Genomic DNA, 11,623 nt, shown 5'->3' on the forward strand with positions numbered 1-11,623 from the left:
CCGACCGAGTTTGCCCCGCAGATCAGTAGCTGCGGGGCAAACTCGTTTCCATGGACACAGCACAAGCACTCAAAGATCTGGCCACGGCGGCCCAACTGACCGCCAGCGCTACTACTGTGTTGTCCCAGACAGATCTGACCGCCGGCCACGCGGCCTATTTTGCACTCTTGACCGAGCACCTCGGCCAGCAGCAATCGCGCACACAGCTTCACGCCGCCCACGCGCTTCGTCGCACCGGCGCGCACAAACTTGATCAAGCCTCCTTTCAAGCCATCACCGACGCCGGCACCAACCCCACGCTGGAACAGATCGAAGCCACCCATGGCCGCACCATCGCCGGACGCACCCATTTTAAGAGTGCCCGCGGGTTGATGCATGACTGGTTGGACATACCGCGCAGCACCGCAGGGGACCGGTTGGTCCAAGCCGACTGTCTCATTGGCCGGATTGATGAGGCCGGCCAACAGCTCGATCCGTGGCTGCCGGAACTCGCCGCCACGTTCACCGACCCTACCGTGGACCCGCGGCTCGTTGCCGCAACGGCAAGCAAACTGCATTCGGCCCGCAAAGATATGGGCGAGGGCAAAGCCGGCCGGGACAAACTGCGCCAGCTCCAAGCCAAATCCGTTGCTTTCCTCAACGCCGAACCCAAGTCGGCCCGCAAACATATCAATGACCTTGTCGCCGAAGTGAAATCCGGCAAGCGCCCACTTAAAGCCCTGCTTGAATGCATCGGCATCTTCAAACGGGGCACGCGCCAGGGACTCGTGGAATATGTGTTGCGGGTTTTGCCCTCGCACGCCGCGTTCATTGAGGCATTTTTTGCCAAGGTGGATAACCCTGCCACCGTGGCCGGCAACCGCGAGCGTCTAAAGGACTCCGAGGCTCAATTCACCGGCGAGCCGGGCAGCGACTGGGACGACGAAGAAACAATGCCCGACTGGGCCAAGGGTGGAAACCGCTCCGGCCCGGACGACGAGGGTCCGGACGACTCACCCGCCGCCGACGATCCGGACGAAGATCCGGGCAGCGACGATCCGGACGACGATCCGGGCAGCGACGATCCGGACGAAGATCGTGACAGCGAGGATCCCGACGACGCACCGGCCGATTCGAGCGACTCACAAACTCCGGAACCCGCAGCTCCGTGGGAAGAGATGAAGCCCGAACGACGACGGCTGATCGGCCTGATGGCCCTACTCATGACCAACCGGACAACTGATTCGCAGCCTGAACCGGGATTCGGCTCAGCGCAGGTGAGCATCGTGATGAACTGGGAAAAGATGCAACGCCAAGCACAAGATTTCGCCGTCACCTCCAGCGGAATCCCGTTATCGCCCGGTGAAGCCAGAGCCGCGCTGTGTACCGCCGGCATTTACCCGCTAGTACTCAATGGCGCTTCTCTGCCCTTGGACCTCGGTCGAACTCAACGGCTCTTCTCCAAAGCCCAAGGCCGAGCGATCCGGGCCGCCTACCGAGGCTGCTCCTACCCTGGCTGCAGTATGCCCGCCGAACGCTGCGAACTGGACCATCTGGATCCGTGGGAAAAGGGTGGACGCACCGACATTGCCTCGGCCGACCTTAACTGCCCAATCCACCACATCGGCCGGCACTGCGGACTCTTCCGGACGGTCAAGATCGCCGGCCACCGGCCGCTGGTGTTGCTCTCCACGGAACTTGATCCGGAACAAAAGCTCCGGGTTAATACGTATTTCATGACGCCGAACGAGGCGCTTGACGCAGAAGCCATGGCGCAGCAGATGACGATCAGGTGGCGGGCTGGAGCGCTGGCGCTAGAATTTGCTGAAGCCTAGGCGTTCGCAGCCAAATGCTTGGCAGATAGCTCAAGGTAGTGCTCGGCGTTAACGTTCAGCCCGGCCACTTCCTCGTCGCTGAGCTCTCGGCGCACCTTGGCCGGCACCCCGGCAACCAGCGAACGCGGTGGAACCTGTGTGCCTTCGAGCACTAGCGCTCCGGCGGCCACCAACGACTGCTCACCAATGACCGCGCCATTCATGATGGTCGCACTCATACCCACCAGGCAACCATCACCCACGGTGGCACCGTGCACTACCGCCGAATGTCCCACCGATACTCCTGCGCCCAGCGTGCAAGGGAAACCCGAATCGGCGTGAAGCACCACGTTGTCCTGCAAATTGGTGCCCTCACCAACCCGAATCGGAGCCGAGTCCCCGCGCACGGACACCCCGTAGAAGGCGCTGGCCTGATCGGCCAGAACCACGTCTCCGCTCAAGACGGCGGTGGGTGCGATAAATACGTTGTTGCCGACCTGGGGAGTCGACCCGTCAATAGTAATAATGTGGCTCATGCCACCTACTCTAATTGGCGGGCGAGTCCGGTGCGAGTTACGAGAAGACGATGGTGCGCTGACCGTCGAGCATCACGCGATGCTCGGCATGCCACTGCACGGCACGAGTCAGTGTGCGACCCTCAACGCTTCGCCCCAGCTCCACCAGCTGCTCGGCGGTGCGGGTGTGCGACACGTGAGTGACTTCCTGATCAATGATCGGACCCTCATCCAGATCCGCGGTGACGTAGTGTGCGGTCGCGCCGATCAGCTTCACGCCGCGAGCATAGGCCTGGTGATAAGGCTTGGCGCCCTTAAACGAAGGCAAGAACGAGTGGTGAATGTTGATCACGCGCCCCTCCATCCGCTCACACAACGAGTCGGAGAGGATCTGCATGTAGCGGGCCAACACCACCAGTTCGATGTCGTAATCTTCGGCGAGCTTAAGCAGCTCCGCCTCGGCCTGCGACTTGTTCTCTTTGGTTACCGGCAAGTGCACAAAGTCCACACCGTAAAAATCTGCCATCGGCTTCAGATCCAGGTGATTGGAGACGATCACCGGCACATCTATCGCCAACGTGCCCGCACGCTGCGCAAAGAGCAGGTCATTGAGCGCATGGCCAGCCTTGGAGCACATGATCATGGTGCGCACCCGATCGGCCGCGTCAGCAACCTTCAACGACATCGCAAACTGATCGCGAATCGGTGCCAAAGACGCACGAGCCTGATCCAGGGACTGTTCGGTCTCAACCTGGATCCGCATGAAGAACGTGCCAGTCTCGGGGGAGAGGAACTGCTGTGACTCGGTGATATTGCAACCGGCACCCAAAAGACCTCCGGAAATGGCGTGGACAATACCGGGGCGGTCGAGGCAAGACAGGGTGACGATGTACTGGTTCATGGGTTCTAAGTTAGCGCCCGCCAGCGTTTTTCTACCAATTGCGTGATCTACGTTGCGTTGCCCAGGTACTTTGCGTCGCGCAAATACTTTGCGGCAGCCAGCGCAGCCTTTCGACCGGCCCGGGTGGCCCCCAACGTAGAAGCCGAGGCGCCGTAGCCGACAAAAAAGATCCCCGGCATCGCGGAAGCCGAAACCCCGTCGTCCTCCATCACGATGCCGCCGGCCTCGGTATGAAGTTTGAGGTTGCGCAAATGGCGGTGGGCATGGCGGAAGCCGGTGGCCCAGAGTATCGCGTCGATCTTCTCCCGCGTTCCGTCGGCAAACACCACCGCGTCGGATTCCAATCGGGCGATCTTGCCCCGGGAAATAAGCGCCCCGGAATCGATCCCGGCGCGCATCTTCTCGTTCAGCAGCAAACCGGTGGTTCCGACTACCGACTTGGGCGGTAATCCGGCCCGCGTGCGCTCATTAACCTGCCGCTCCACATCCAGCCCCCATTCGGCGCCGGTGAACTCCCGCCAATCGGGCGCTCGCCGAGTGGACCAGAGGGTGTCGACCCCGGCCTCACGCAGCTGCACAATAAATTGTGTGGCACTAGCCCCGGCTCCGACTACTAGCACTCGTCCGGAGAACTGCGATGGGGAGATGAACCCATTGGTATGTACCTGTGGCCCGTCAAATTGTCCGGGGTACACCGGCCAGAACGGGTTGGACCAGGTGCCGGTCGCGTTGATAACGGTGCGAGCGGTGTAGAGCTGATCGGCGTGCACCTCAAAGTGATTCTCCACCCGCGTTACCGAGGTGACCGTGGCCGAATGACGCACCGGCAAGTTGAAGCGTCGCTCGTACTCGCCGTAGTACTCCTTAACCACGGCCGACGCGGGCCGGGTGGAGTCCTGATTCTCCAACGGGAAATCTGGTAGCGGGTGAATATGGTGCGTCGCGCCTAAGGTGAGCGAGTCCCAACGGTTTTGCCACGCGCCTCCGGGCCCGGGGTTTGCATCGAGCACGAGGAAGTCCACACCGCGCTTGGCCAGATGGTAGGCAGCTGAGAGCCCTGCTTGCCCGGCCCCGATCACAATTGTTGAGTACACATCCAAAGGTAACCCTGCGCACTGCGCTCTCATTCCCGAACCGATTTTCGCTACACTGGAACGCGTGACTGGCGTTAGGTGGGTAACCACCGGGGAGCTAATCGTGCGAGCCGCGCGCCTGGGTTTGCACACCACCCGCCTTGGCAACGAGGCGCCTACGGAAGGATACGCGTGAGCGCACGCATTCTCGACGGAAAGGCCACCGCGGCCACCATCAAGCAGGAACTTGCTGAACGTGTGGCCAAGCTGAAGGCTGCTGGTCACTCCACCGGTCTGGGCACCATCTTGGTCGGCAATGATCCAGGCTCGGCCTGGTACGTCGGCGGCAAGCACAAGGACTGCGCCGAGGTGGGCATCGAGTCGATCCGCGTGGATCTGCCCGAGGAAACCACCCAAGATGAACTGCTGACCAAGGTCAAGGAACTGAACGAAAACCCGGCCTGCACCGGTTACATCGTGCAGCTGCCCCTGCCAAAGCACATCGATCAGGATGTCATTTTGGAGGCCATGGATCCGGCCAAGGATGCCGACGGTCTGCACCCGATGAACCTTGGCCGCCTGGTGGCCAACGTGAATCGCCCGATGAATTCGCCATTGCCATGCACCCCGCTGGGCTGCGTTGATCTGCTGGCCCGTCACGATATTGATTTGAACGGCAAGCACGTGCTGGTGCTCGGCCGAGGTGTGACCATTGGCCGTCCGGTCGGGCTGTTGCTGACCCGTCGTAGCGTGAACGCGACGGTTACCCTGGCACACACCGGCACCACCAACCTGCCAGAACTTCTGGCTCAGGCAGATGTCATCATCGCCGCCGCTGGCGTGCCACATATTGTGAAGGCCGACGCTATCAAGCCCGGCGCGATCGTGCTGGACGTTGGTGTCTCCCGCGTGGATGGCAAGGTGACCGGCGACGTTGACCCAGCTGCCGCCGAGGTGGCCAGCTGGATCAGCCCGAACCCGGGCGGTGTGGGTCCGATGACCCGTGCCATGCTGCTGAACAACGTGGTGGAAGCCGCCGAGCGCAACGCTCGCTAAGCACCTTTAGCCCGCACTTCACGGTGCGGGCTTTTGTGTACCCAACGTAAACGTCATAGTGGATGTTCCACTCGTCGGATAAAGTGAGGTGAGCCGGGTTTTCGGCCATCGCATCATCACTAAAGGGACACATGACACAGAATTACGAGCAGAACGAACGACCCATCCAGATTAACAACCACATCGTGGTGGTCAACCAGAAGAGCACCCTGCTGGCCTACGTGCTGTGGTTCTTCCTGGGGCAGCTAGGCATCCACAAGTTCTACCTCGGCCAGGTCGTGGCCGGCGTTGTTTACCTAGCACTGGGCATTATCGGCTGGGCGACAACCTTCATCCTGATCGGCTGGGTGCCATTGGGTGTGCTGTGGATCTTGCTGATTATCGACCTGTTCACGATCCCGGGCACCGTGCAGCGGATCAACCAGCGGGCGACTCGCTCGTTCCAGTAATCTCTTAAGACACAGCAGGGGTCCGCTCACCGAGCGGACCCCTGCTGTTGTCTTAACCTAAACTTGTTGGGTTTCTTTCACTTCATTGACTTTGCGCTGATCAAAGATCAGCGCGCTCACTTCCTGCTCAGCCTGGTTCCGGAAGGACAAATCGATTCCGGCGCGGTCGCGAATCAGCGAGACCGCGGTGAAGGAAATCGCGACAACAACCAGCAGGTAGACGGCGACCGCGGTGGTTCCGCCGGTGGCCTGCGCCAGTGCCTGGGTGATGGTCGGAGCGAACGCGCCGCCGACGATCGCGCCGATCGCGTAGGAAATCGAGACCCCGGAGAAGCGGACCGAAGCCGGGAACCGCTCCGAGTACAGCGCCGCCTGCGGACCGTAGGTCAGGCCCAGGCCGATGGAGGACAGGTCGAAGGCCACGTACAGCAGGGCCAGCGAGCCGGAGTTCACCAGTGCGAAGACCGGGAACAGGGAGGCTGCGAGGATGATGAAGCCCAGCTGGTAGGTGCGCTTGCGCCGATCTTGTCGGCCAGGAAGCCGGCCACCAGGGTCATGACCAGCCAGACTGCGGCGCCGAAGGCCACCGCCACCAGCACGTCGGTGCGCTCCAGCCCGACCGGACCGTCAGGGTCGGTGGTGTAGGACTGGATGAATCCGCCGGTGGTCATGTAGCCGGCGGCGTTGTTGTCGGCGAAGACCAGGGCCGCGATGATGACCAGCGGCCAGTGCTTCTTGAACAGCATCAGGATCGGCACATTGGTCTGTGCCTTGTGTTCGGCGATCTCTTCAAAGACCGGGGATTCATCCACGGAGCGGCGCACGAAGTAGCCCACGGCGATCAGCACGATCGAGACGAGGAACGGAATGCGCCAGCCCCAAGCCATAAAGGCCTCACCGGGGAGATCACGCCGGTCATCAGCGCCAAGGTGCCCGAGGCCAGCAGCATGCCCAGTGGCACACCGACCTGCGGGTAGGAGCCGGCGCGGCCGCGGTGGCCTTCCGGCGCGTGCTCCACGGCCATCAATACCGCGCCGCCCCACTCACCGCCAGCGGAAATGCCCTGCAAGATGCGCAGCAACAATAGTAGTACCGGTGCCCACAACCCTGCCGTGTCATAGGTCGGCAGGATGCCGATCAGCGTGGTGGAGGCACCCATCAGGGCCAGGGTGAGCACCAGCATGGCGCGGCGGCCGATCTTGTCGCCGAAGCGGCCGGCAAGGAATTCGCCCAGCGGACGGAAGAGGAATGACAGGCCCACCGAGGCGAAGGAGATCAGCAGCGCGATGTCCTGGCCGGCAGGCTCGAAGAACAGCTTGCTGAAGACCAGGCCAGCAGCGGTGGCGTAGATGAAGAAGTCGTACCACTACAACGGTGGTGCCGATGACCGTCGCGAATGCCACGCGGCGCTGCGTGGCCTTTCCGGCGTGTGCTGTTGAAGTCATGTGTGCTTCCCTTGCAAGCCGCGACCGAGGCATCGATCACTGGCTGGTGAGTTTTGGGTCACTTCAGTGTGGCATCCCTCGTAACCGAGGGCGCGCTGCGCCGGCCGGTGCGCTTCGGCTGCTTCGCCTCGCTCTCCCCGCACCTGATCCCCGCCACCCTGGAAGGGTTCGACCACCCCGAGGTGCAGCTCGATGTGCGCGTGGGCACCCACGACGAGCTGCTGCCGGCGCTGCGCGAAGGCGAGATCGACGTCGCCTTCGTCTACGACCTGCAGCTGCCCGCCGACATGGACAAGCAGCCGATCTACCAGACCGAGATGCAGGTGGTGCTGCACCCCGAGCATCCGCTGGCCAAGCTCGACCGCCCGCTGGAACTGGCGGACCTGGTCGGCGAATCGCTGATCGTCTACGAGTCCGACCCGAGCACCGAGCACCAGATGCAGCTCTTCGCCTCCCAGGGCCTGGTCCCGAAGGTCACCGCCTCGGTGCCGCAGATGATCCTGGTGGCCGCGATGGTGGGCCGCGGCCTGGGCTACGGGCTGCTCATGCGCCGCCCGAACAACGCCGAGGTCTCCATCGAGGGCCGCCCGCTGGCTTTCCGCGAGCTGAAGGCGCCCAACTACCCGAACGCGGTCGTGGCAATCACGCCCAAGGGGGCGCAGATCCCGGCCCGCGTCCAGGCGCTGATCGACCACTGCACCTGCGCAATGGCTGAATCCTGGTAGACGCGGCGCCGCGCCACGCGGATAATGGCCACATGATTGGCACATGGCAGGCCATGGTCATCGACTGCGAGGACCCCGATGCACTGGCCGGATTCTATGAACAGCTCCTCGGAATGGTGCGCATCGACAACGAGCCCGACTGGGTCTCCATTGGCGATGCCCCGGATCATCCTGCGCTCGCCTTCCAGGCGGTCAGCCCCTATGTGGCACCGCAATGGCCCGGGCATGTGCACCCGCAGCAGGCGCATATCGACGTGAAGGTCGCCGACCTGGACCTGGCAGAAGCGCAGGTGCTGCACCTGGGCGCCCGCGCCACCGGCGAAGGCGCCAAGACCTTCAGGGTGTACCTGGATCCGCAGGACCACCCGTTCTGCCTGGTGAGCTGGTAGCCCCGTAGGCGATCCTCGCCGCCTGCAGCCTGGTTGACACCCCGAGCTTGGCCAGCACCTGGGAGACGTGCGTCTTCACGGTGCTCTGCCCGATGCCCAGGCGCTGCGCCAGCTGCGGGTTGCTCAGCCCCTCGCCGATGCCTTGCAGCACCTCTTGTTCCCGGCCGGTCAGCTCAGGCAGCGCAGCGGGCTCGGGCACCGCCAGCGCACGGGCCAGGATCCGGTCGGTCACCTGCGGATCCAGCACCGATTCGCCGCGCGCGGCGGCCCGCACGCCCAGGATGATCGCCTGCGGCTCGGCACTCTTGAGCAAGAACCCGTGCGCGCCGGCCTGCAGCGCGCCGAACAGGTATTCGTCGTCGTCGAAGGTCGTGAGCACCACGACCCGGTACTTCTCGTGCAGCGCCTTGGTGGCCTCGATGCCATCGAGCACCGGCATGCGCAGGTCCATCAGGATCACGTCCGGGGACAGGGCCCGGGCCATGGAAATGGCCGAGCGCCCGTCCGCCGCCTCGCCCACGACCTCCAGGTCATCGGCCGCCTGCAGCACCAGCCGGATGCCCATGCGGACGGTGGCATGGTCATCGACGATCAGCACTTTCATTCTTCCTCCGTTATTTCAGGGAATTCGACGTGCACCGCGAAAGCCGCGCCGTTGCGCACCTCGACGTGCCCGCCCAGCGCGGCGACGCGGGTCTTGATGTTCTCCAGCCCGGTCCCGGCACCCGTGGACGAGCCGGCATCCTGCCCCAGCGGGTTGCGCGCGGTGATGGACAGATTCCGGTCCTGGATGACGCTCAGCTTCAGATAGGTGCCCGGGGCATGCTTGGCATGGTTGACCAGCAGCTCGGCGACCGTGCGGTGCGCAGCGGTGTGCACCGCCGGGGAGAAGCGCCGCGGATCCGCCACCCGGTACTCCCAGCGCACCGGGCTGCCGAACCTTGCCACCAGCTCGGGCAGGTCCTCGATCCGCGCCTGCAGCGCCGGCCCGCCGGAATGCAGCATCCGCACCATGCCGGCCATGTCCTCCAGCCCGGACACCGATTCGTCGCGGATGCTCTGCAGCGGGGCGCGCACCGTTTCCGGCGCCGAGGGCAGCAGCGCGCCGGACAGCAGGGCGATCGAGGAGAACCTGGCCGAAAGCACGTCATGCATCTCCCTGGCCAACGCGGTGCGCTCTTCGACCCGCGAGAACTCGTGTTCCGCGACCAGCTGGTCCTCGCGGGCCGCCGCCGCGGACTGCACCGCCTGCACCCGCTGGGCCTCCGCGGTGGCCAGGTCCTTGGCGGTGCGCACATTCTGCGCCCAGAGCATCGGGATGAACAGGATGAAGCCGGCCATGAACAGGCTCAGCACCAGCTGTTGCGGATCACCGCTGCCCAGCCAGGCGACGACGCCCAGCACGATGGCGGCCAGGCACAGCAGCGCGAAGGCCGCCGTCCGGAGCCTGGATGAGCCGAGCAGGAACAGGCCGAAGACGCACTCGAAGAGCAGGAAATACCCGCCGATGCTGCCCACCGCCAGCAGGCCGGCACCGCACAGCAGCATGATCAGCGTGCTGGCGAGCAGGAACCGGCGGCGCACCAGCACGGCGGCCAGGCCGATCAGCAGCAGCACAATCCACTCGTAGCCGCCGATCGCGACCCACGGGGGATTGGACAGCCCGGACAGGTGCAGGATCACAGTCAGCACCAGATAGGTGCCGACGACCTCGGGCTCCTTGTCGCCGCTGCCCATCCTCCGAATGAAGTTCATGCTTCCAGCATCCCCGACGCCCTGCCCGCCGGGTATCCCCCTTAAGGAGGAGAAAGCGCAGACCACTGGCCGATACCGCATTGCGGCAAGGCACGGAAGAGTGGAAACCATGGATATCATCACGAGCAATCCCGAACTTTCCCTGGTCATCCTGGCGCTGATCGACTCGACCAGCATCGGCACCCTGGTCATCCCGCTGTGGCTGCTGCTGCGCGGGCGCCGCGAGGCCATCGCCAAGGTGCTGGCCTACCTCATGGTCATCGCCGGCTTCTACTGGGTCATCGGGGTGCTGCTGCGCAGCGGGCTGCTGCTCATCGACCCCAGCATCTTCGAGCACCGGTTCTTCCGGCTGGCGGGCATGGCGGTTGGCGCGCTGATGATCATCTGGGCGCTGGCCTACCGCACCGACGCGCAGAAGGCTGACAGCGCGCGGAAGAAAGCCGCCGCGCATAGCGGCGGGCTGCATAGCGGCGGGGGATCCGCAGCCCACGCCGCAGAAGCAACGGAGGCCACCGATCAGGTGCCGAAGCGGCTGCGCGGACGCCTGGGCACCGCACTGGAAACCCGCATCGGGCTGGTGGTGCTGGCGTTGGTCGCCGGACTGCTGGAACTGCCCACCATGCTTCCCTACCTGGCGGCCGTCGGGGTGATGCAGGGCGCCGGGTGGGGCACCAGCGTGCAGCTGCTCGCGCTCATCGGCTACTGCCTGGTGATGATCGTGCCCGCCCTGGCGCTGGTGGGCGCGCGTGCGCTGGCCGGGCCGCGGATCGAAGCCTGGATGCAGAAGATGGGCTCCAAGGCCGCGGCCTACGCGCAGGAAACCTTCGGCTGGGTGGTGGGCATCGCCGGCTACCTGCTGATTCGCGCGAGCCTGTCCGGGCAGGACCTGCACAGCTTGTTCGGCTAGCCACGCTGTGGGCGAAAGGGCAGGGTTGAAATTGGCTAGAAGCGGGGTGATGGTGCGAGAATTGGAGGCATGGAACCTCTAGGCAGCAGCGCGAAGCAGGGCAAGAAGATCTCCCTGAACGCATCAACTCTGGCAATGGCCGTCATGGTCATCGTCCTTCTGGTGGCAGTGGTCTTCGCCGCCAACTCCAACGAGATCGTCGGCTGGTTTGTTGTCGTGATTTCCGCTGGCTGGCTGCTGCTGGCCGCCTTCATGATGTTCGGCCTCAAGCGTGGGGCCGATCGGATCAACACCTCCTTGCGTGAAGCCACCGCCGCGGCCACCCCGCGAGCCCAGGCCGGCACCGTGGTGGTTGATGAGTCCACCAGCCAGCGCGATATGAAGCTGGACCACTCGTTCAAGATCGTCCAGGTCCAGGCCCGCGTGGTCTCCGAACAGCGAGCGGCCAAGAGCCCTGAGTCCGAGGCGATGATCGATCGGGCACTGGAGACAATCCAGATGACCGCCGCCAATGCGCGGGACATGATCAAGCCGGCCAAGCCGATGGACGGCGAAATAATCGACTAACACTTTGGGGCAACGCACACGCGTTGCCCTTCGTGTTTAAGCTCGGTT

The 11,623-nt window shown here is 63.9% G+C and carries 12 protein-coding genes, 1 pseudogene and 1 riboswitch; of the genes and pseudogenes, 7 read left to right on the top strand and 6 right to left on the bottom strand.

The genetic code is table 11. The annotated features are described in order from the left end of the window. Positions 1-50: 50 nt before the first annotated feature. Positions 51-1,814 (top strand): HNH endonuclease signature motif containing protein, encoded by a 1,764-nt coding sequence (locus AC1Z3F_RS00885; RefSeq protein ID WP_483566341.1) that lies wholly within the window; start codon positions 51-53, stop codon positions 1,812-1,814. Here AC1Z3F_RS00885 and AC1Z3F_RS00890 read toward each other — a convergent pair. Genes AC1Z3F_RS00890 through AC1Z3F_RS00900 form a run of 3 tightly spaced genes read right to left on the bottom strand, consistent with a single transcriptional unit; the run spans position 1,811 to position 4,303 of the window. Continuing rightward, positions 1,811-2,329 carry a gamma carbonic anhydrase family protein gene (locus AC1Z3F_RS00890; protein WP_483566342.1) on the bottom strand — a complete coding sequence of 173 codons (519 nt, stop codon included), beginning with the start codon at positions 2,327-2,329 and terminating at the stop codon, positions 1,811-1,813. The two genes, AC1Z3F_RS00885 and AC1Z3F_RS00890, sit on opposite strands and share 4 nt — an antisense overlap. A gap of 37 nt (positions 2,330-2,366) precedes the next feature. Then, positions 2,367-3,209, bottom strand: coding sequence for a formyltetrahydrofolate deformylase (purU, locus tag AC1Z3F_RS00895; protein WP_483566343.1), 843 nt, complete (start codon positions 3,207-3,209; stop codon positions 2,367-2,369). 47 nt (positions 3,210-3,256) lie between these two features. Further along, complete coding sequence (locus tag AC1Z3F_RS00900; protein WP_483566344.1) at positions 3,257-4,303, bottom strand: flavin-containing monooxygenase; 1,047 nt, start codon at positions 4,301-4,303, stop codon at positions 3,257-3,259. Positions 4,304-4,357: 54 nt separating this feature from the next. Beyond that, a riboswitch (ZMP/ZTP riboswitch) is annotated at positions 4,358-4,434 on the top strand. A gap of 40 nt (positions 4,435-4,474) precedes the next feature. Between AC1Z3F_RS00900 and AC1Z3F_RS00905 the strand changes: the two genes are divergently transcribed. Beyond that, positions 4,475-5,338, top strand: coding sequence for a bifunctional methylenetetrahydrofolate dehydrogenase/methenyltetrahydrofolate cyclohydrolase (locus tag AC1Z3F_RS00905; RefSeq protein WP_483566345.1), 864 nt, complete (start codon positions 4,475-4,477; stop codon positions 5,336-5,338). 131 nt (positions 5,339-5,469) lie between these two features. After that, positions 5,470-5,787, top strand: coding sequence for a TM2 domain-containing protein (locus AC1Z3F_RS00910; protein WP_058255460.1), 318 nt, complete (start codon positions 5,470-5,472; stop codon positions 5,785-5,787). A gap of 57 nt (positions 5,788-5,844) precedes the next feature. Here AC1Z3F_RS00910 and AC1Z3F_RS00915 read toward each other — a convergent pair. Beyond that, positions 5,845-7,232, bottom strand: a pseudogene (locus tag AC1Z3F_RS00915) (MFS transporter). 68 nt (positions 7,233-7,300) lie between these two features. Here AC1Z3F_RS00915 and AC1Z3F_RS00920 point away from each other — a divergent pair. Together AC1Z3F_RS00920 and AC1Z3F_RS00925 are read left to right on the top strand one after the other, a co-directional pair. Beyond that, on the top strand, positions 7,301-7,957 hold the full coding sequence (locus AC1Z3F_RS00920; protein ID WP_483566346.1) for a LysR substrate-binding domain-containing protein: 657 nt from the start codon (positions 7,301-7,303) through the stop codon (positions 7,955-7,957). Positions 7,958-7,989: 32 nt separating this feature from the next. Further along, positions 7,990-8,346 carry a VOC family protein gene (locus tag AC1Z3F_RS00925; RefSeq protein WP_483566347.1) on the top strand — a complete coding sequence of 119 codons (357 nt, stop codon included), beginning with the start codon at positions 7,990-7,992 and terminating at the stop codon, positions 8,344-8,346. Here the strand turns inward: AC1Z3F_RS00925 and AC1Z3F_RS00930 are convergent. Next, the gene (locus AC1Z3F_RS00930) at positions 8,294-8,950 is read right to left on the bottom strand and encodes a response regulator (RefSeq protein WP_483566348.1); all 657 of its coding nucleotides are present in this window, start codon (positions 8,948-8,950) and stop codon (positions 8,294-8,296) included. The two genes, AC1Z3F_RS00925 and AC1Z3F_RS00930, sit on opposite strands and share 53 nt — an antisense overlap. Further along, positions 8,947-10,101: a sensor histidine kinase gene (locus tag AC1Z3F_RS00935; RefSeq protein ID WP_483566349.1), complete on the bottom strand. Its 1,155-nt coding sequence runs from the start codon at positions 10,099-10,101 to the stop codon at positions 8,947-8,949. The genes AC1Z3F_RS00930 and AC1Z3F_RS00935 overlap by 4 nt, the downstream gene beginning before the upstream one ends. A 109-nt stretch (positions 10,102-10,210) precedes the next feature. Here AC1Z3F_RS00935 and AC1Z3F_RS00940 point away from each other — a divergent pair, with 109 nt between their 5' ends. Next, the gene (locus AC1Z3F_RS00940; RefSeq protein ID WP_483566350.1) at positions 10,211-11,008 is read left to right on the top strand and encodes a GAP family protein; all 798 of its coding nucleotides are present in this window, start codon (positions 10,211-10,213) and stop codon (positions 11,006-11,008) included. 69 nt (positions 11,009-11,077) lie between these two features. Further along, positions 11,078-11,575, top strand: coding sequence for a hypothetical protein (locus AC1Z3F_RS00945; RefSeq protein ID WP_483566351.1), 498 nt, complete (start codon positions 11,078-11,080; stop codon positions 11,573-11,575). Positions 11,576-11,623: the final 48 nt, after the last annotated feature.

The organism is Glutamicibacter sp. MOO4, from assembly GCF_056934395.1.

Coding starts and splice junctions, on each gene's coding strand:
- AC1Z3F_RS00935 (WP_483566349.1), bottom strand. CDS start 10,101: ATGAACTTCATTCGGAGGATGGGCAGCGGCGACAAGGAGCCCGAGGTC.
- AC1Z3F_RS00945 (WP_483566351.1), top strand. CDS start 11,078: ATGGAACCTCTAGGCAGCAGCGCGAAGCAGGGCAAGAAGATCTCCCTG.
- purU (WP_483566343.1), bottom strand. CDS start 3,209: ATGAACCAGTACATCGTCACCCTGTCTTGCCTCGACCGCCCCGGTATT.
- AC1Z3F_RS00885 (WP_483566341.1), top strand. CDS start 51: ATGGACACAGCACAAGCACTCAAAGATCTGGCCACGGCGGCCCAACTG.
- AC1Z3F_RS00910 (WP_058255460.1), top strand. CDS start 5,470: ATGACACAGAATTACGAGCAGAACGAACGACCCATCCAGATTAACAAC.
- AC1Z3F_RS00930 (WP_483566348.1), bottom strand. CDS start 8,950: ATGAAAGTGCTGATCGTCGATGACCATGCCACCGTCCGCATGGGCATC.
- AC1Z3F_RS00890 (WP_483566342.1), bottom strand. CDS start 2,329: ATGAGCCACATTATTACTATTGACGGGTCGACTCCCCAGGTCGGCAAC.
- AC1Z3F_RS00940 (WP_483566350.1), top strand. CDS start 10,211: ATGGATATCATCACGAGCAATCCCGAACTTTCCCTGGTCATCCTGGCG.
- AC1Z3F_RS00925 (WP_483566347.1), top strand. CDS start 7,990: ATGATTGGCACATGGCAGGCCATGGTCATCGACTGCGAGGACCCCGAT.